The organism is Paraburkholderia sprentiae WSM5005 (genome assembly GCF_001865575.2).
In the GTDB taxonomy this organism is placed as follows: domain Bacteria; phylum Pseudomonadota; class Gammaproteobacteria; order Burkholderiales; family Burkholderiaceae; genus Paraburkholderia; species Paraburkholderia sprentiae.
Genome location: NZ_CP017562.2, coordinates 857,098 through 874,301, shown reverse-complemented (window position 1 = coordinate 874,301; position 17,204 = coordinate 857,098). Strand labels below are relative to the sequence as shown.

The following is a 17,204-nucleotide window of genomic DNA, read 5'->3' as shown; positions in this document are numbered from 1 at the left end:
CGGCCTAATCGGGTTGCGTAACGCCAGCGGTTATCCGCTGCAATGCTCGCGCGATGAGCGCCTTGACGAGATCGCGCCGATACGCGGCGCTGATGCCTGGCTGATCGTGCACCTCGACGGCGTCTGCGACTGCTTGGGCAATCCTGCCGACGCTCGGCGTATCGGCCGTTTCGCCGACGAAACCCGCAGCGAGGCCGTCAAGCACCAGCGGCACGTCTGCCACACCGCCTACGCCGATCCGCAACGACGCGAACCTGTCGCCCGCGAGCACCGCGGTGACAGCGCAAGCCGCGATCGCGAAATCGCCGTGCCGTCGGCTAAATGCTTCGAAGGCATACCGCTCACCGGGCAACGCCGTCGGAAAGCGCACCGTGCGAATGATTTCGTCGACCGCCAGATCGGTGGTCATCACCGCGATCAAAAACTGTGCCGCCGACACCTGCCGGCTGCCGGCCGGCCCGACAATCTCGATGCGTGCGCCTAGCGCGCTCGCGATGAGCGGCAATTGCGCCGCGGGGTCCGCCTGCGCGAGACTGCCGCCGAGCGTCCCGCGCTGTCGGATCGCGTAATGTCCAATCGTCGCCGCCGCTTCAGCCAGTAGCGGGCAAGCAGCGCGCACTGTGCTGCTGGTGGCGAGCTCGTGATGGCGCGTCATTGCACCGATCGCTAGCGTATCGGGTTCGAGCGTGATGCCCTTGAGTTGAGGCAGCGCATTCAGATCGACCAGATGCGCCGGTTGCGCGAAGCGCATATTCATCATCGGCGCGAGGCTTTGTCCTCCGGCGATCAGCTTGGCGTCAAAACCGTGAAGAGCAAGAAGCGACAGCGCGTCGTCGAGCGTGCTCGGCCGGTGATACGAAAATGCGGTGGGTTTCATGCGCGTTGCACCTGCGCACTCAGGCTGCGACCCAGGGCGAAGACAAGCAAGCCGCGACAGCCGCCGCCCGCCGATAACCGAGGCAATCGACGACGGCCATTCCCGATTCGCTTGACGCTGCTCATGAGTCGCTCCAGCCGCGTGCGCGGCGCTGTTCACTCCGTGGGATAGCTACCGCTTCAGCCATCGCTTCGGAAACGAGGATATCGCCGATAAACTAAATCGTCAATTGACGACTACATTTCGAATCGAGATGATCGTTCGTCGGTTCGTGGTGCAGTCCGTGCGTCATTGGTGCCACTATGATGTTTGTTGGTTTTAAAAATATGTCTTCACATGACGAGTTATGATTTGATAGAGTACATCGTCCGCCGGCATGAACCGGTGTCGCCATGCTCCCGGTTTTAGCCATGCACTATCTCAGTGCCATCGCGAAGCGAGTGCCTCATCCATGACTGTCGGCATTGGCACTCCCCGCACCAGGGCGTTTGCGGGTCTTTCACTCAACCCGTTTCGGTTCTCCGCTCATGTCTTTGTCAAGCCGTCAATCGGTCATCATCGCGTTGATCGTCGCCAGTGCGTATTTCATGGAGAACCTCGACGCTACGGTGATTGCGACAGCGCTGCCCCACATGGCCGCCACGTTCGGCGTCACGCCCGTGAGGCTGAGCATCGGCATGACCGCCTATCTGCTCGCGCTCGCGGTTTTCATCCCCATCAGCGGCTGGGTGGCGGATCGCTTTGGGCAACGCTCCGTGTTCGGTAGCGCCATCGTCGTGTTCACCGGCGCGTCGATACTTTGCGGGCTCAGCAACGGTCTCGTCGAATTCACGGCCGCGCGGATCCTGCAGGGACTCGGCGGTGCAATGATGGTGCCGGTCGGCCGGCTGGCAGTGCTTCGCAGCACGGAGAAGCGTTACCTGATGCGCTCGATCGCCTACATTACCTGGCCGGGATTGGCGGCACCGGTGTTGGGTCCAGCGTTGGGCGGCTTTATCTCGACCTATTTCAGCTGGCGCTGGATCTTTCTGCTGAACGTACCGATCGGCCTGCTGGGCCTGGCGCTGACCGCCACGTTCATTCCGAACCACCGCGAATCCAGCCGTCGTCCGTTCGATGTGCCCGGATTCGTGCTTAGCGGAGTCGCGCTCACCTGCCTCATGTACGGCATGGAACTCGTCGGGCAACTGCATGGCGACTGGCACATCGCGGCCGCGGCGCTGACCGCTGGCGTGCTCGCCGCTGCCTTCGCGATACGGCATTTCCGGCGTGCCGAACACCCGCTGATCGACCTTGCGCCGTGGCGAATCCCGACCTTTCGCGCAACCCTCGATGGCGGTTCGTTGTATGTGGTCTCGGTCAGCGTTTCGCCCTTCCTGTTGCCGCTGTTCTTCCAGCTCGGTTTCGGGCTGAATGCGTTCGCCGCCGGTTTGCTGGTGCTCGCTTACGCGGCCGGCAATCTGGCCATGAAGACCGTCACCACGCCCATCCTCAAGCGCTTTGGTTTTCGCAAGGTAATGATCGTCAATGGCCTGCTCACTGCCGCCACCATCGCGCTGTGCGCCCTGCTCTCGCCGGACACGCCGCGCGCGCTGATCATGCTGGTGCTGCTGGTCGGCGGGCTATGCCGATCGATGCAGTTCACCAGCATCAACACGCTCGCATTCGCGGACGTGCCGCCGGCGCGGATGAGTTCGGCGAGCACGTTTTTCAGCATGGTCCAGCAGATGACCATCGGTCTCGGCATCGCATTCGGTGCGATCGCGCTGCATGCTGCAGTCCTGATACATGGCGGCCACGCGCAGTTGTCGCTTGCTGATTTCCGGGTCGCGTTTCTGCTTGTCGCGGTGCTGGTGCTGATCTCCGTGCTGTACTTTATCGGCCTCGAACCGGACGCCGGCTGCGAGGTTAGCGGCCATACGGGAGCCGCATCGCGGTAGTGCGGAAATTGCATCGAGCGTGTTAATGGCGACTGGCCCAAATTAAACAGAGAGAGAGTCCGTGCCGGGCATCGAGCCCTCCGAGGACCGGATGCTGCAGGGTCGTCTGAAATATTGCTCGGGGCGCACTGTCCCATCGATCAAACCAACAACGCAGGGGAAACGGCGCTATCGTTTGCTGCGCTGTTCGGCCGGCTCGATATGCTCTCGGTGCTGGTCGCGCACGGAGCGAACGTCAATCATGTCGACGCACGCGGCGGCACCGCGCTGCAAATGGCCATCTCGCAACACAATACCGCCGCAGCCGATGCGCTGCGCCAGGTCGGCGCTACGCAGTAAGGCGCTACGCAGCTCTGCGTTCACGCAAAAGTATTGATGATGCTTCCGACCATGCCGTTTGCACTGACAGGCGGCGCGCTCGCAGCTTCCGCTTCGACGAGAGCCAGGGCGCCGCTTTGCGGCGTATGCGCGGCAACGCCCTGCGAGGACTGCTGCATCACTTGCATGGCCACGCTTGCGGCGGTTTGCGTAACGTTCATGATCTTTCCTTTATTGAAGACGCAGACGTTAGCACGTCTTCCGATTTTTCGCAGGTCACCCATTGAATACGCTGCCGCTGGTAAGCGCGGAAAATCGCGCTGCGGGTCTGGATGACACGAATGTCATTTTGCCGACCGATTTGCGACATGCAGGAGCCGGTATGTTGATACGTCGCTCAGAGGCCTATGTGCATTATTCGAAGAGCGTAAGCAAGAAGGAATACAACGAGGTTGTCTTCAATGACGGAAATCACGGCCGTAGCCCTTTCCAGAGGTCCGCGACGGACGCCATTCGAACGCCCGGATGTGCTGTTCGATGCGGCTCTGCGGCCGGCTGTGCCGTGGAGATGGAATTATTGTGTGCCGAATTGGCTCTCGAGCGCACCAAAGGCAAGCTGCCGCCCGGGAAGTTTTTGACCATCAATCTGGGCCCGGATGCCTTGACGCTTGCTGCGGAAAAACTGCCGTTGGCAGGCCGGCAGGAAGTCATGTTCGAACTGACCGAGCACTTGCCGCTCAACGAAGCCCAAGGTTTGCGAGACGCGGTCGAACGCCTGCGTACCATCGGCATTGGTTTGGCCCTGGACGACACGGGCTGCGGGTTCGCAGACCTCGATACTGTCCGTCTGTTGAAGCCAGAAATCGTCAAACTGTGCATTACCGTGATCCGCAATGCCGATAAGGGTGCGCCCTTTGCAGCCGCTATTCGCGCGTCGGCGGAACAGCTCTGCAAGCTCGGCTGCAAGGTGCTTGCTGAAGGTGTCGAAACGGCAGCCCAGCATGACGCATTGCAGAGCTGCGGCATCGAACTTGCGCAAGGGTGGCTTTACGGCAAGCCGGCGGCCGTTGCGTCATTGCCAGGCGGCAGGTGACCCAACGGCGGATTCGCAGAACGATTTCGAAAGAGCTGGCGCGCACCGAAGTGCACTGAACACCGCCGTCCGCGCACAGCGTTCCGTTGACGCGACAGCTCTATCGTTTAACGCTGATTTCATTATCACGGTAGGCAGCCGCTCGAACTCCGTTGCGTTTCGCCGCTACGTCCGTTTCAGCACCGACGTATCCACCGGCAACGCACGAATCCGGTGACCGGTCGCGTTGAAGATCGCATTGCAGATGGCCGCTGAAGTCGGCGGCACGCCCGGCTCGCCAACACCGCCAGGCGGCGCATCGCTCGGCACGATATACACGTGTGTCTCGGGAACGGAATCGATACGGGCGACCTGGTAGTCCGTGAAGTTCGATTGCTCCGACGCACCGTTGCGGAAAGTGAGTTCACTGTATAACGTGTTGCCGAGCGCCATCACCACCGCGCCCTCGAACTGTGCAACAACCCGATCGGGATTGACGATGCGCCCGCAGTCGACGGCCAGATCGACGCGTGTTACACGCACCGAACCGTCGTCGGCCACCTGCACATGCGCGACCGCGGCCACATAGCTCAGGAAGCTGCGATGTACCGCAATCCCGCGCCCATGCCGCGCCGGCAATGCGGTCGACCATCCAGAGCTCACGGCGACTGCGCGAACCACGGCCGCATAGCGGGCGGTGTCGATCGGATACTCGTCGATCGACGCGCCGTAGTTCGGGTAATCGACCCCTAGTGCATGCAGATCGACATGCCGCGGCGTGCCGAGCAGCGTGAGCAGGTGCTGCACCGGATCCTGCCGCGCGGCCGCCGCAAGCTCATCGACGAACGACCCTAACGCGAAGCCGTGGGGAATGTTGTACACCGATCTATACCAGCCGATGCGCGTGTGTGCGGAGGCGGCGCCGTTCTCACACCGCACGTTGGCGACGTCGTAGGGCATATCGGTCACGCCCTGCCCCAATTCCCCCGCCGCCCCATAGCGGACATCGGCCTTGAACGTCGAACTGATGGACGGAAACACAGTGCGGTGCAACCACGCAACCGTCTTGCCTTGCGCATCGAGCCCGCCTTCCATGTGCTGGGCGCACACCGCATGGAAATAGTCGTTGTGCATGTCGTCTTCGCGAGTCCATGTGAGCTTCACGGGCGCGCCGACCTCGCGTGACAGGAATGCCGCCTCGGCCACGTAGTCAGGCTTGGACTTGCGGCCGAAGCCGCCGCCCAGTAACGTGACATTGATCGTCACGGCCGGCTCCTGCACGCCGAGCACCTGTGCCACGGTCGTGCGAGCCTGCTGCGGATTCTGCGTCGCGGTCCATACTTCAACCGCACCGTTCGCATAGGACGCGGTCGCGGCGAGCGGCTCCATCGCCGCATGCGCCAGGTGCGGCACGTAGTAGTCCGCCGAGACATGGTGGGCGGCGCTCTTTAGCGCAGCCGCTGTGTCGCCGTTGTTGCGAACGATTTTGCCCGGCTGCCGCGCGCTGTCCTCGAGCGCCTTGCGATAAGCCTGACTGTCATACGATGCATTCGGCCCAAGGTCCCAGTCGAGCCTCAATTTCCGCCGCCCTTGCATCGCGGCCCAAGTGCTGGTTGCCACCACCGCGATGCCGCCCAGCGGCTGGAAACCGGCTGGCAACGGGGCAGCGGGAATGCGCACCACATGCAGCACGCCGGGCACTTTCATCGTTTCCGTCGAATCGACGCTCTTGAGCGTCGCGCCATAGACCGCCGAACGTTCGATCGACGCGTACGTCATTCCGGGCAACACGACATCGATACCGTACGTCGCCCGGCCGTGGACGATGTCGTCGAGATCGACGATCGGCAGCGACTTGCCGATATAGCGCCAGGTACCCTCGTCTTTCAGATGCAGCGCGTCACGGCCCGGCACCGGCTGACGCGCCGCCGCCGTTGCGAGCGCGCCGTAGGCCACGCGCCGCCCGCTCGCCGCGTGCACGACATGACCCGGCTCAGTGTGGCAGGTCGCCGGCGCCACGCGCCATTGCACGGCGGCCGCCGCCACGAGCATCTGCCGGGCCGTGCCCCCTGCTTCGCGCAATGGCTGGAAGAACTGGCGGATGCTGCGCGAGCCATCGGTATTCTGGTCGCCATACTTCGCATCGCCTTGCGCCTGCACGACCTTGACGGCGTTCCAGTCGGCGTCGAGTTCGTCGGCAAGAATCATCGCGAGACTGGTGCGGATACCGGTCCCCATCTCCGAACGATGCACGACCAGAATGATCTCGCCGGACGGCGCGACCAAGACATACACGTTCGGTGCGAAAGCCCCTTTCGCGCCGTTCGCGGACGACAGCACGCTCGCCGCGAACGCGGTACCCGCGCCGCGGATCTGCAAGCCCAGCACAACCCCGCCCGCCAAGGTCCCTTTCAACACCCCGCGCCGGCTCATATTGACGATTTCGCCCATCACGCCTCCGACGCCGCCGCCTTGATAGCGGCCTTGATGCGTTGATAGGTGCCACAGCGGCAAACATTGCCGGACATCGCTTCGACGATCTGCTCGTCACTCGGCTTCGGCGTCTGTTTGAGCAGCGACGCGGCCTGCATGATCTGCCCCGGCTGGCAGTAACCGCACTGCGGCACATTGGCGGCTTTCCACGCGCGCTGCACCGGGTGATCGCCGCCTTTGCCGAGTCCCTCGATGGTCGTTACGGGCTTGCCCTGAACATCCGCCAGTGCGGTCACACACGAACGCACAGCGACACCGTCCAGATGGACCGTGCATGCGCCGCACGCACCGACCCCGCAACCGAACTTGGTACCGTGCAGCCCGAGCAGATCACGGACTGCCCACAGCAGCGGCATATTCGCATCCGCATCGACGTTGTGATGCACGCCGTTCACAATGAGTTCCATCAACTGATTCCTCGTAGTCGACGCGAACGGCCCAACGTCGTCATGCGCCGTATCGCTTTGCCCGCACAAGCCGATCAGGCTCTCGCCTGATAGGCGTTGCACCATCCCGCGCCGCTCACCTGCTTCGCACCGAACAGCGCGCAAAGCGCGCTCGTGTCGACTGGCTTGCCCTGATAAAACTGGCAATTCGAGCAGCGCTGGTTGGCGCTGAAGCGCGGATATTTCGCGTGATCGACACGCGATGCGTCGGTCCGGTAGCCGAGCGCCTGCGCGGCCGGATCGCCTTCCTGAAGCTGCGTAGGCGCGGCCCACGCCGTGCCGCCGGTCATTGCCAGCGCCGCGGCGCCAACGGTATGCACAATGAAATTTCGTCGATTGGTTCGCATGTTCAATACACTCCTTTCACGACACCAGAACACGTTGCGGCGGTGCCATAAACTCCGGACCTACCGGGTCCTTGACGAATTGCGAGACGATCGCGTCGATTTGCGCGAAGGCCTTGTCGTCGAGTCGCCAGCCGAACGCGGCTTCGAGTCCGTCCAGTTGCGACGGACGGCGCGCACCCCACAGCGCGATCGTCGGGCCGCGGTCCAGCACCCAGCGCACGGCAAGCGCAAGCACCGACTTGTCGAAGTTATCGCGCGCGAAGACGTTCAGTGCTTTCACAGCGTCGACATACTGCTGACGACGCGGCGCACGGAACTTCGGGTCATGTTGACGCAGATCGTCGCCCTCGAAACGCGTCTCGGCACCGATGCGCCCTGCCAGCAAGCCGCGGCACAGTGCGCCATAGGCGAGTGCAACCAGCCCATGCTGTTTCACATAAGGCAGCACGTCGCGGTCGATGTCGCGTTCAAACAGGTTATAAGGCGGCTGGGTGGTGGACAGCGGCGCCACGCGACGGAACGCGTCCATTTGCGCCGCGGAGAAATTGCTGACGCCGAGCGCGCGAACCTTGCCTTCCTTGCGCAGGTCGTCCAGCACCGCGGCCGTCTCTTCGATTGGCACGAGCGGATCGGGCCAATGAACCTGGTACAGATCGATGTAATCTGTCCGCAAGCGCCGAAGTGTATCCTCTACTTCATGACGAATACGCTCCGGCGAAGCATTGCGAAATACCTTGCCGTCCTGCCATTCGAGAGCGACTTTAGTCGCGATGACTGCCTTATGGCGATATCCATCGGCCAGCGCTTTGCCGACGATTTCCTCCGACGCGCCGAAGCCGTACGCCGGCGCCGTGTCGATAAGGTTCACGCCGCTGTCGAGCGCCCGGCGGATCACCGCAATCGAGTCCTTCTCATCCGTGCCGCCCCACATCCATCCGCCGATCGCCCACGTGCCCAGGCCGATACGCGAGACGGGCGTCGATAAACCCTCAACTTCAATTGTTTCAATAGTCATGCGATGCTCTCTGGTTAAAGCGCCGCATCCATGTCGAATGCGGTCCGAGAAAATGCGACGTGCCCAAAGGACGGGCAGGCGAGTCGATTATTTCAGCCGCATCCGGCGATCACAAGAAGGCACCTGAAGGTTCCATACTTTCCCCATGGAAACAAATTGCTACGGCGGCCCTCACGCCGCCGAGAACCCACAGAAGAAAACCGATGACCTCGCGCGCAACGTCATCGAGCAGATCGCCGACAAGTGGACGATCCTCGTGATCGACGCGCTGGGCACCCATGGCGAGATGCGTTTCTCGCGGCTACGCGACGAGGTGGGGGGCGTCAGTCAGAAGATGCTCACGAAGACCTTGCGGCAACTCGAGCGCGACGGTCTCGTCACGCGCTATGTGCATCCTGTAATACCGCCTCGTGTCGACTATCAGTTGACGCCGCTAGGACGCAGTCTGCTCGACAAGATCTGTGGGATCTGGGACTGGGTGGAAGCGCATATGACGGAAATGGAATCGGCGCGACGGCAGTTCGATCTCGGCGAAAAGCGTACCGATCGCGCGCCTTCGAACCGTGACGCGGAGTCCGGCTCAGAAACGCGCCTGGAATAGCCGAACGCGTTGGCAGCGCGCTTTGCCATGGGTGGTCGAGTCGCCGGTGTCTTTCTGAACCGTCTCGACAGACGCGAGGCCGGCCACGATCGATAGAACGCGTCATCCAGCAGGTCAAGGCGATGCTGCCGCATATCGTGGCCGGCTTGCCGAGCGCGCTGCACGTCACCGCATTGTCGGATCAATCGGTGTTCGTGAAGTCGGCCGTCGTGGGGGTGACGCGCGAAGCGCTGATCGCCGCCGCCCTCACCGCTTTGATGATCCTGCTCTTTCTCGGCAGTTGGCGCGCCACGCTGATCATCGCGGTGTCGATTCCGCTCGCGGTGCTGACCTCGCTGATCGCGCTGTCCGCGCTTGGCATAGCAATCGTTGTGATCACGGACACCAAGCTGAACAACGCAATCGCTTTCCCCGGCGGCGGTACGTTGACGGCTGCAAACGCCGCTTATGTTCATTTCACGAACTATGAAGTGAACGCGCATTACAGCCTTACCTCGGCATTGACCTTGGGCGCAGCTTACACGTTCACCGATGGCAAGTTCGACAATGCCGGGAACGCGGCATCGCCGAAGTGGAATCAGCTCAGCCTGTTGTCGGATTACGCCCTGTCGAATCGCACGGACGTGTATGCAGTCGCCAACTGGTCACACCTGAGCGGCGGTCTGAACTCGGCGGCACCGGGTAATTCGAGCTTGACTGCATTTGAAGGCGCAAGCTCCTATGTCGGCGGGATTGCGGCAACGAAGAACCAGGTGGTCGTGGGCGCTGGTCTGCGCACCCGCTTCTAAGGCCTGATCGAACGGTTGAGGAACGCCGGGCTTGCGGCGATTCGCGTGCGGCAGGGACGAGTGTTTCTCACCCGGCGATGACTGATATTTGTATCGTTGGGGCTCGATTCGTGGCAGTGGAACATTCGCTTCCCCGGGAGAGAGCCGAATATTGAAGGGGTGACAAGCTACCTTAACTGCGTTATTCGAGCGCGAGAGGCTTGATAACGTTGCCGGTAGTCCCTGTCACCGAGAAGCGTTCTCCGAGAAACAGTTGGCCCGCCCATTCTGGCGGGCTTTTTTCGGGGGTGGCCGTGCCGATCGCGCCGAGCCGAACACAACGCTGACGAAAGCGGCTTGATGGTGTGATATTTCCACGCAGCATCGAGCACACAAAGATCACACCATGAGCATCGGTGACGATCAGAAGCTCGGACGGATTCGCGCCCCGAAACCATTCGAGATCGTTTATAAAGTCGCGCTTTAAGCAAGCAAACGGAAGTCATCCATGAAATTCACCAAGTTGTTTGTACTCGCGTGCGCTGCATTCGTGGGTGTTTCGGGCGTTGCGCTCGCCGGAGACGACGCGCTTGCCCCGCGGCAGGTGCCCGCGAAGACCCTGCCCGTGCCGACCGATGTCAGCCCTGAATTGCAAAAGCTCATCGCAGCGCCATTGAACCCCTCCTGGAATGTCCTATGGACGACGGGCGAGCAATGGAGAGCCGCTGCCAACGCGCAGGCCGCCAAGGCCATGCAAACGCTTCCGGCCATGCGGGAACGCCTCGGTGTGACGGTGCAGCCCAATACAATCAACGGTGTGAGGGTGTACGTCGTGACGCCCGATGTCATTCCGGCCGATCACCACGACAAGGTGCTAATTCACATTCATGGCGGCTGCTATGAGCTTTACCCGGGCGAGGCGGGCACGAACGAAGCCGTCATCATGGCGGGCCTGGGGCATTACAAGGTGATTTCTGTTGACTACCGGATGCCGCCTGAAGGTTACTTCCCCGCTGCGCTTGACGATGTCGAGACGGTCTACAAGGCGGTACTGCGGTCGAACGATGCGAAGAACGTGGGCGTTTTTGGGACCTCGGCGGGTGGTGCTTTGGTGCTGGAGCTGATGCTTCGCGCAAAACAGGAAGGCCTGCAAATGCCCGGCGCGATCGCGCCAGGTACGCCGATGTCGGACCTCACGAAGACTGGCGATTCGTTCTACACCAATGAGAAGGTCGACAACGTCCTGGTGTCACGCGATGGATTCTGCGATGCCGCTGCCGTGGTCTATGCGCACGGCCATGATCTCAAAGACCCACTGCTCTCACCCGTCTACGGAGACATGCGCGGTTTTCCGCCGGCTATCCTGACCACGGGAACCCGGGACCTGCTGCTTAGCAACACCATTCGTGTGCATCGGAAGCTTCGGGAGGCGGGTGTCGATGCACAACTCGAGGTCTTTGACGGCATGTCGCACGCGCAGTACCAAATGGATGACCGCATACCCGAGACAAAAGAAGCGTTTGGTGAAATTACCGAGTTCTTCAACAGGCACCTCGGTCATTGACCAAGCTTCTTCGACAGGGCCGTCGTCATTCCGCTCGTTACTACTGCCGCCGTACGCAGAGGCAATTGCCGAAGCAGCCGTAAGAAGTCACATGAGGGTTTTCGGGCATCAAGAAGGCTCGCACCCGGCGACCCCATTCTCAACTTTATTCCGACGCCGGGTGCGCCGCCGGGATGCCCGCCGTGCGAATTGCGGCAGTACCGTGTGTGCCATGCTGGATCGCATAGATCTCCCGATTGCGCGCGATCTCTGCGGCCGTCGGCGGATAGTCGCTATTGGACGTCGGCACCAGCCCTTCGGCCTGTGCCTGCTTCAACTGCGCGATGACTTCAGCGCGTGTCAATCCCGACGACGTGGTTTGAGCAAAAGCGTTTGCGCCGAACGGCAAGCTAAGTGCAGCAACGGCAATCGCGGTAAGCAGTTTCATGATGTCTCTCCGGGTAGTGGCAAGAAGTGGGTGGCCTGAACCACGCTTCCCATTGTCGTCATTTCACCTGTCGGAGCACTGACCCGCAGATTACCTTTTTGTTATCCAGGCATTGCCTCGTGAAACGTCACGTCACCGCACGTTCGCATCAACGCCCAGATAACGGAACGGTAATCCAGCCCGACCGCGGCCCGTAAGGGCTCCAACGTCACACTCCTGAGTCGAGAAGCCCGCGTCACGCGCTCTGGCAGCGCAGCAACGCCGTGACGTCATGGCCTCATTTCAGGAACCCGTCATGCGGATTGTCCGGCTCGCGCTGCGCCGCCCATATACCTTCGTGGTCCTCGCCGTACTGATCCTTATCGTCGGCCCGCTTGCGATACTGCGCACGCCGACCGATATCTTCGCGAACATCGATATCCCGGTGGTCAGCATCTTCTGGACATACAACGGCTTTTTAACGACCGGCTGTTGCTCGGATTGAAGGGCACCATGAGCGAAGCCGAACTGCATATCCTGCGTGCCCGTCTGGACAGGGGTAGTCGCAAGAAGCCCGCCCGTGGCGAATTGCGCCGCGGCCTGGCCGCCGGGATGGTGCGGGGCGAAGCCGACGGCGAGTGCCATCTACCAACCAAACGACGAATTTGCGCTCACGCCCTTGGCCTAGCAGGTGGCAACCGGACGTGTCACGATTTACGACGCATATCGTCAACATTCTCGAGCGACCTGCCGCTTCTTAACGCCCGAATTTTCTGGCGGCAGGAGCTTGGCGACTGGGCGTGTGTCAGCCCAGTACTGAACCTCAAGTGCGATCACCCTATCCTCCGCCCCGATAGCAGCCGTGGCCCGGGAAACGCTTTCTCGCGAACCAGTTGCTGTACGGTCGACGAGGACAGAGAGAGTGCCTGAGCCACTTCTTTCGGAGAGAGACAGATTTTCATCGCGCTTACCCTTCGTCGGTTTCCGTTCGATCTTGACTACCGTCAACAGGACCGAACTGATGATGTGCGGAGATTCACCTTTGCGCTTAATGTACTTCAGAACTTAATACGCGTCGTTAAGTGTAGCAAACGCACCGGAGAAACAGAAAAGCCATTTTCCCGTCCAATTGCCAAATGGGGCGCTTCCCGAGATTACCGGGGAATACCATACGCTATACGACGCTAAGTCGAAAATTCCTCGACGCTCGCTTCCTGGCGTTGATCCTTCCTATTTCGATGTTCAACGGCGATTCACTTTCGGCGGGCTGAGTTGGAAGAACGAAGGCTCGCGCTGTTCACCGCGTTTCCAGAGTGATCGCCAGCCCATACCCATTGATAGCGGTTCGTGAAAATTGTTCGATGGGAATCCACGAGAGGTGCACGGCGCTCGTGGGAAAGACTCTAGCCGTTGAGGCGCCCACCGCGACGTCGCATACTTACTCGCGAGTCATATCGTCTACCCAGCAACATGCGATTTTGCCCTGCGTCGAAGACCGGCATAGAGACTGTGTTACTTCCTTGGAGGATATGTCGCCGCAATCTCTTCCAAGCGATGTGACAGTTTCGTGAGCCACGCGCGCCGCTCTCTATCGTTGGTATGCCGGTTATAGATACCGGTGATTCCAGGCTGGACATGACCGAGGACGGCCTCGGCGATTTCGTTCGGATAAACAAAGTGTTGCAAGCAGTGTGCGGGTGGTGCGCCGAAGATCGTGGGCGGACCAATGCGTCACAGGTAGTCGCGGGCGATCATGGTTAGGTGCGATTTTGCAGTACGGCTGATGATAGTAGACGCCGTGCTGGACCACCGTCTGGTCGCAAGTCTCCATGCGGATTGAGAGCGCTGGTGCGCATGCAACCAGTTTGGACGCTACATGTTGGAGTGCGAATGGATTACAAAATCTTTCCGGCGCAAGGCGCGTGGGCCGCACGCGTGGCTGGTCGCGTGGCCTGTCGCGCAGCAATCGCGGGCGAGCTCATCCCGCGCGATCGACTCGCGTTGAAGTCACCCGCATAGGGGGCGGCGCGCGGCAACGGTATGCGCTGCGCCATAGGCAAGGCCATAGGACCCGGCTACGCCGGCCGTCCCATGCAGACCCGGAACCGCACAGTAGCGGTGTTCCGGATGAACGCTACGTCAACTCAAGGCCTAGGTGCTTTTCCCAGGCCGAGTTTGTCCATGGCCTCATGTGCATCGATCACCATGGTCGCGATTTCGCCTACCGTGACCCGCAGGCTCGTGGCGCGTGAACGCATGTGTTCGTACGCGTCGCTTTCGCTTAGCCGATGCGCATCCATCAGGATGCGGCTGGCCTTCTCGATATGGCGCCGTGCCTTGAATGCCTCTTCCAGCTTGCCGATCTTGTGATGCAGTCGCTGCTGGTAGCCGGAGGATGCGCGTGCCAGCACCAGCGTGCTGAGAATACCGTTGGAGCGATACGGCTTCGTGATCACGCCGTGCGCCTGGGTATCGACGAGCATTTTCAAGGCCGTAGGATTCTCGTAATCGGACAGGGCAATCAGCGTCGCTTCGGTGTCGGCCGCGCACCAGTTGCCTGCGCTTCGAAGCTCCTGACCGACGAGAAAGAAAATCACGTCGACATCGACGGGGAGTTGCGAAGGAAACGGCCAGAGGACGCGCACCGGGCAACCAATCCGGCGCAACTGCTCTTCGAGGACGCTGCGATCGTCCCCGGGCGGATGGATCACGAGGACGCGCAGCGTGCGCAGATCGTCAAACAGCCGACGCGCACCCGTCGTCATGCCGGTTCTCCGTCGAGCCAGAACTCGGCGAAACCATACGATGTCAGATAGGGGTCCGGCTTGATCGGACTGCGGCCTTCCCACACCACGTCGAACGCACCGTCCGGCCGGCAAATGGCGATGCGCGGGGTGAGGATCGCATGGTTGTTCTCGGGGTCGATTCTCAGCAGCCCCTCGGGAGAATCGAATTCGACGTCGCGGGCCGCCTCTACCAGCCGGGCCGTATCGAGACTCCCCGTGCGGGCCAGGGCGAGCGCAAACAGATGCACCTGGTTGTAGGCCATCTCGGACCACATGCTGGCCGGCTGAGGGCCGAAGCGTGCCAGCCAGGATTTCAGGAAGCGCCGGTTGCTCTCGTTGCCGAGAGAGTTGACATAGCTCGCAGAAACGATATGGCCGCCGCACAGTTCTGTGCCGATCATGCGTGTTTCGCCTTCCGTCATCGTCAGGCTGGCGATGGGGATTCGAGCAGGGTCGATGCCGTGTTCGCGGTACAACTGATAGAAAGCACGCGCGCCCCGGCCAATCAGGGTGGAGAAAACCACATCGGGCTCGACGGCCTTGATCTGCCGCACGACCTCTCCCAGTGCCGAAGGATCGGCGTCGCTGGGCAAGTAAACTTCGTCGACGATTTCTCCGCCATGCTCCTCCACCATATCGCGCATGATGCGATTCGATTCCCGCGGATAGATGTAGTCGGCGCCCACCAGGAAAAAACGACGGCCGTGATTGCGCAGCAGATAGGCGGCCAACTGCATGCTGTTCTGGTTCGGTACCGCCCCCGTGTAGATCACGTTCGGCGAATACTCGAACCCCTCGTAGATCGAGCAGTACCACAGCAGCGCGTTGTTTCGTTCGATCACCGGCAACACCGCCTTTCGGCTCGACGATGTCGAACAGCCGAAAATCACGGTCACGTCGTCTTCCTGCAGCAGGCGGGTGGCGAGCCGCCGGTATTCATCGGGATCGCTCTTCGGATCGTACGCGACCGGTTCGAGCAGACGCCCATCGACGCCCCCGGCTGCGTTGACCTCTTCGATCGCAAGCGCGGTGCCGAAGAAATGCTCGGACTCGGTGGCCGCGGTCACGCCGGTGCGCGAGTACAGGACGCCAATGCGCCAGCCCTCGCCTGCGCTGCTTTCCTGCCCGTCTGCCGCAGCGGCCGCACGCATGGCGCCGCCGGGCTGGGTTCGGGCAGACGCCAGTTCCGCCGCGCGTAACGCGGGATCGTCGTACGAACTACTGATGGTCATGTTATCGCTCCGTTAGGCGCCGGCTACGTCGCGCGGCGACGTCCCGACGCCGCCGCGATAGCCTGCTCGACAAACGCAGCGGCGTCGAGGCAACGTGCATCGTCCCAAGGCCGGCCGATCACCTGCACGCCGATCGGACCGCCGCGCGCGCCCCAAAGTCCAGGAACATTCACGCACGGGCATCCTAGCAAGGTCCAGTTACGATTGAACGCTGGATCTCCTGTCGAGTCCAGCCCATCGGGCGCCTCGTCCGGCGCGCTTGGCGTCAGCAAGCCGGTCACGCCGTTGAAGAGTTCGGCGAGGCTGTCCTTCGCCTCGCCCATCAACACGCGCGCTTTGGTATAGGTCGCCGCATCGATCGTGGCCGCACGTTCAAGAAACCCGGCGAGCATCGGCGAGAGATCGCCGCGATGACGATCGTACTCGAATCCCAGCGATTGATACGCTTCGTAGCGCTGAATCGTGTCGTGTGCGGCCACCATGGCGGCCATCCACGACCCGAAGCGGACCCGCCGGACCCGGCCGCCGGCATCCTCGATGGCCCGTACGGCGGTGTCGAGCGCGGCGCTGGCATTGGCCGACGGTTCGGTCCACGGGTAGCTGTCGGGGACGCCGAACACCGGGCCGGCCGTGATGCCGTCCACCGCCAGTTGACGGTCCGACAGGACCTGCGCGAGATAGGCCACGTCGCGCACGCCCGCGGCAAACAGGCCAACCGTGTCGAACGACCAGGAGAAGCATTTCATGCCGACGGTCGGCAGCAGGCCGAACGTCGGCTTGTAGCCGGCAATACCGCAGAACGACGCGGGCCGGATGGTCGAGCCACCGGTTTGCGAACCCACCGCGTACGGCACCATGCCGGCGGCGACGGCAGCCGCCGAGCCCGAGGACGATCCGCCAGGCGTGCGCTGTATATCGCACGGGTTGCGCGTGGCGGGCGGCGCCATGTAGGCGAATTCGCTGGTGACGGTCTTGCCCACGATGACAGCGCCCTTGCGGCGCAACAGTGTCACGATCGCCGCATCGGACCTGGGCCGGTAGCGCTCGTAGATCGGCGATCCGTAACTGGTGACCAGATCGTGGGTGTCGAAAATATCTTTTATCGCGATGGGCAGCCCTGCCAGCGGCCCGTGCGCGGCAGCCGCCGAGGCCATCGCGGCTTCGCGCCGGGCGACGGCCGTCATGGCGCCGATGTCGCGGTCGACCGCCTCGATGCGCGCTAGCGTATCGAGCATCAGGCGATCGCGCCCTTGCGGATCGTTGCCGATTCGCGAGAGCAGATTCAGCCCCGAAACCGGCCGATAAAATGAGTGTGCGTTCATCAGGTCTCAGTGAGGGAT

The 17,204-nt window shown here is 61.8% G+C and carries 18 protein-coding genes and 2 pseudogenes; 8 read left to right on the top strand and 12 right to left on the bottom strand.

All coding sequences use genetic code 11. The annotated features are described in order from the left end of the window. Positions 1–4 precede the first annotated feature (4 nt). The gene (locus BJG93_RS20770) at positions 5–877 is read right to left on the bottom strand and encodes an FAD binding domain-containing protein (protein WP_027196135.1); all 873 of its coding nucleotides are present in this window, start codon (positions 875–877) and stop codon (positions 5–7) included. 527 nt (positions 878–1,404) lie between these two features. Between BJG93_RS20770 and BJG93_RS20765 the strand changes: the two genes are divergently transcribed. Together BJG93_RS20765 and BJG93_RS20760 are read left to right on the top strand one after the other, a co-directional pair. Next, the gene (locus BJG93_RS20765; protein WP_027196134.1) at positions 1,405–2,817 is read left to right on the top strand and encodes a DHA2 family efflux MFS transporter permease subunit; all 1,413 of its coding nucleotides are present in this window, start codon (positions 1,405–1,407) and stop codon (positions 2,815–2,817) included. 114 nt (positions 2,818–2,931) lie between these two features. Beyond that, complete coding sequence (locus BJG93_RS20760; RefSeq protein ID WP_407675314.1) at positions 2,932–3,156, top strand: ankyrin repeat domain-containing protein; 225 nt, start codon at positions 2,932–2,934, stop codon at positions 3,154–3,156. A gap of 20 nt (positions 3,157–3,176) precedes the next feature. Here BJG93_RS20760 and BJG93_RS20755 read toward each other — a convergent pair whose 3' ends face one another. Further along, positions 3,177–3,356: a hypothetical protein gene (locus BJG93_RS20755; protein ID WP_027196133.1), complete on the bottom strand. Its 180-nt coding sequence runs from the start codon at positions 3,354–3,356 to the stop codon at positions 3,177–3,179. A gap of 62 nt (positions 3,357–3,418) precedes the next feature. Here BJG93_RS20755 and BJG93_RS20750 point away from each other — a divergent pair, with 62 nt between their 5' ends. Then, complete coding sequence (locus BJG93_RS20750) at positions 3,419–4,228, top strand: EAL domain-containing protein (RefSeq protein WP_154671762.1); 810 nt, start codon at positions 3,419–3,421, stop codon at positions 4,226–4,228. 165 nt (positions 4,229–4,393) lie between these two features. On the opposite strand, the gene BJG93_RS20745 is transcribed toward BJG93_RS20750, so the two are convergent. The 4 genes from BJG93_RS20745 to BJG93_RS20730 form a co-directional block, all read right to left on the bottom strand. Beyond that, positions 4,394–6,658 (bottom strand): xanthine dehydrogenase family protein molybdopterin-binding subunit, encoded by a 2,265-nt coding sequence (locus BJG93_RS20745; protein WP_027196131.1) that lies wholly within the window; start codon positions 6,656–6,658, stop codon positions 4,394–4,396. Beyond that, complete coding sequence (locus tag BJG93_RS20740) at positions 6,658–7,110, bottom strand: (2Fe-2S)-binding protein (protein ID WP_026226223.1); 453 nt, start codon at positions 7,108–7,110, stop codon at positions 6,658–6,660. The genes BJG93_RS20745 and BJG93_RS20740 overlap by 1 nt, the downstream gene beginning before the upstream one ends. A 71-nt stretch (positions 7,111–7,181) precedes the next feature. After that, on the bottom strand, positions 7,182–7,493 hold the full coding sequence (locus BJG93_RS20735; protein ID WP_027196130.1) for a high-potential iron-sulfur protein: 312 nt from the start codon (positions 7,491–7,493) through the stop codon (positions 7,182–7,184). A gap of 16 nt (positions 7,494–7,509) precedes the next feature. Then, positions 7,510–8,508 (bottom strand): aldo/keto reductase, encoded by a 999-nt coding sequence (locus BJG93_RS20730; protein ID WP_027196129.1) that lies wholly within the window; start codon positions 8,506–8,508, stop codon positions 7,510–7,512. 145 nt (positions 8,509–8,653) lie between these two features. Here BJG93_RS20730 and BJG93_RS20725 point away from each other — a divergent pair, with 145 nt between their 5' ends. The 4 genes and pseudogenes from BJG93_RS20725 to BJG93_RS20710 all read left to right on the top strand — a co-directional run bounded on the left by BJG93_RS20725 (position 8,654) and on the right by BJG93_RS20710 (position 11,440). After that, on the top strand, positions 8,654–9,109 hold the full coding sequence (locus tag BJG93_RS20725) for a winged helix-turn-helix transcriptional regulator (RefSeq protein ID WP_027196128.1): 456 nt from the start codon (positions 8,654–8,656) through the stop codon (positions 9,107–9,109). Positions 9,110–9,210: 101 nt separating this feature from the next. Then, a pseudogene (locus BJG93_RS20720) lies at positions 9,211–9,489 on the top strand (efflux RND transporter permease subunit); the annotation flags it as partial. After that, a complete protein-coding gene (locus BJG93_RS36105; protein WP_269217473.1) occupies positions 9,481–9,897 on the top strand; it encodes a porin in 417 nt (138 codons plus the stop codon). The pseudogene BJG93_RS20720 and the gene BJG93_RS36105, both read left to right, overlap by 9 nt. Positions 9,898–10,384: 487 nt before the next feature. Then, positions 10,385–11,440 (top strand): alpha/beta hydrolase, encoded by a 1,056-nt coding sequence (locus BJG93_RS20710; RefSeq protein ID WP_027196126.1) that lies wholly within the window; start codon positions 10,385–10,387, stop codon positions 11,438–11,440. Positions 11,441–11,585: 145 nt separating this feature from the next. Here the strand turns inward: BJG93_RS20710 and BJG93_RS20705 are convergent, their stop codons facing one another. Beyond that, positions 11,586–11,867 (bottom strand): DUF4148 domain-containing protein, encoded by a 282-nt coding sequence (locus BJG93_RS20705; protein ID WP_027196125.1) that lies wholly within the window; start codon positions 11,865–11,867, stop codon positions 11,586–11,588. Positions 11,868–12,162: 295 nt separating this feature from the next. On the opposite strand from BJG93_RS20705, the gene BJG93_RS20700 reads away from it, so the two are divergent. Then, positions 12,163–12,351, top strand: coding sequence for an efflux RND transporter permease subunit (locus tag BJG93_RS20700; protein WP_082194558.1), 189 nt, complete (start codon positions 12,163–12,165; stop codon positions 12,349–12,351). A 328-nt stretch (positions 12,352–12,679) separates the two neighbouring features. On the opposite strand, the gene BJG93_RS20695 is transcribed toward BJG93_RS20700, so the two are convergent. The 5 genes and pseudogenes from BJG93_RS20695 to BJG93_RS20675 form a co-directional block, all read right to left on the bottom strand. After that, positions 12,680–12,808, bottom strand: coding sequence for a helix-turn-helix transcriptional regulator (locus BJG93_RS20695; protein WP_231337579.1), 129 nt, complete (start codon positions 12,806–12,808; stop codon positions 12,680–12,682). A 550-nt stretch (positions 12,809–13,358) separates the two neighbouring features. Beyond that, positions 13,359–13,674 (bottom strand): annotated as a pseudogene (locus tag BJG93_RS20690) (tyrosine-type recombinase/integrase); the annotation flags it as partial. Between the two features lie 316 nt (positions 13,675–13,990). Beyond that, entirely contained in the window at positions 13,991–14,611 is a 621-nt protein-coding gene (locus BJG93_RS20685) for an ANTAR domain-containing response regulator (RefSeq protein ID WP_027196123.1), read from the bottom strand. Beyond that, positions 14,608–15,783, bottom strand: a complete 1,176-nt coding sequence (locus BJG93_RS20680) for a transporter substrate-binding domain-containing protein (protein WP_034478731.1) — start codon at positions 15,781–15,783, stop codon at positions 14,608–14,610. Before BJG93_RS20680 ends, BJG93_RS20685 begins: the two co-directional genes overlap by 4 nt. Positions 15,784–15,887: 104 nt before the next feature. Beyond that, positions 15,888–17,186 (bottom strand): amidase, encoded by a 1,299-nt coding sequence (locus BJG93_RS20675; RefSeq protein ID WP_027196121.1) that lies wholly within the window; start codon positions 17,184–17,186, stop codon positions 15,888–15,890. Between the last annotated feature and the right edge of the window lie 18 nt (positions 17,187–17,204).

What these genes read in the sequence shown, in the direction of transcription:
- BJG93_RS20770 (WP_027196135.1), bottom strand. Translation starts at nt 877, where the DNA reads ATGAAACCCACCGCATTTTCGTATCACCGGCCGAGCACGCTCGACGAC.
- BJG93_RS20765 (WP_027196134.1), top strand. Translation starts at nt 1,405, where the DNA reads ATGTCTTTGTCAAGCCGTCAATCGGTCATCATCGCGTTGATCGTCGCC.
- BJG93_RS20755 (WP_027196133.1), bottom strand. Translation starts at nt 3,356, where the DNA reads ATGAACGTTACGCAAACCGCCGCAAGCGTGGCCATGCAAGTGATGCAG.
- BJG93_RS20745 (WP_027196131.1), bottom strand. Translation starts at nt 6,658, where the DNA reads ATGGGCGAAATCGTCAATATGAGCCGGCGCGGGGTGTTGAAAGGGACC.
- BJG93_RS20735 (WP_027196130.1), bottom strand. Translation starts at nt 7,493, where the DNA reads ATGCGAACCAATCGACGAAATTTCATTGTGCATACCGTTGGCGCCGCG.
- BJG93_RS20730 (WP_027196129.1), bottom strand. Translation starts at nt 8,508, where the DNA reads ATGACTATTGAAACAATTGAAGTTGAGGGTTTATCGACGCCCGTCTCG.
- BJG93_RS20725 (WP_027196128.1), top strand. Translation starts at nt 8,654, where the DNA reads ATGGAAACAAATTGCTACGGCGGCCCTCACGCCGCCGAGAACCCACAG.
- BJG93_RS20710 (WP_027196126.1), top strand. Translation starts at nt 10,385, where the DNA reads ATGAAATTCACCAAGTTGTTTGTACTCGCGTGCGCTGCATTCGTGGGT.
- BJG93_RS20705 (WP_027196125.1), bottom strand. Translation starts at nt 11,867, where the DNA reads ATGAAACTGCTTACCGCGATTGCCGTTGCTGCACTTAGCTTGCCGTTC.
- BJG93_RS20700 (WP_082194558.1), top strand. Translation starts at nt 12,163, where the DNA reads ATGCGGATTGTCCGGCTCGCGCTGCGCCGCCCATATACCTTCGTGGTC.
- BJG93_RS20695 (WP_231337579.1), bottom strand. Translation starts at nt 12,808, where the DNA reads ATGAAAATCTGTCTCTCTCCGAAAGAAGTGGCTCAGGCACTCTCTCTG.
- BJG93_RS20685 (WP_027196123.1), bottom strand. Translation starts at nt 14,611, where the DNA reads ATGACGACGGGTGCGCGTCGGCTGTTTGACGATCTGCGCACGCTGCGC.
- BJG93_RS20680 (WP_034478731.1), bottom strand. Translation starts at nt 15,783, where the DNA reads ATGCGTGCGGCCGCTGCGGCAGACGGGCAGGAAAGCAGCGCAGGCGAG.
- BJG93_RS20675 (WP_027196121.1), bottom strand. Translation starts at nt 17,186, where the DNA reads ATGAACGCACACTCATTTTATCGGCCGGTTTCGGGGCTGAATCTGCTC.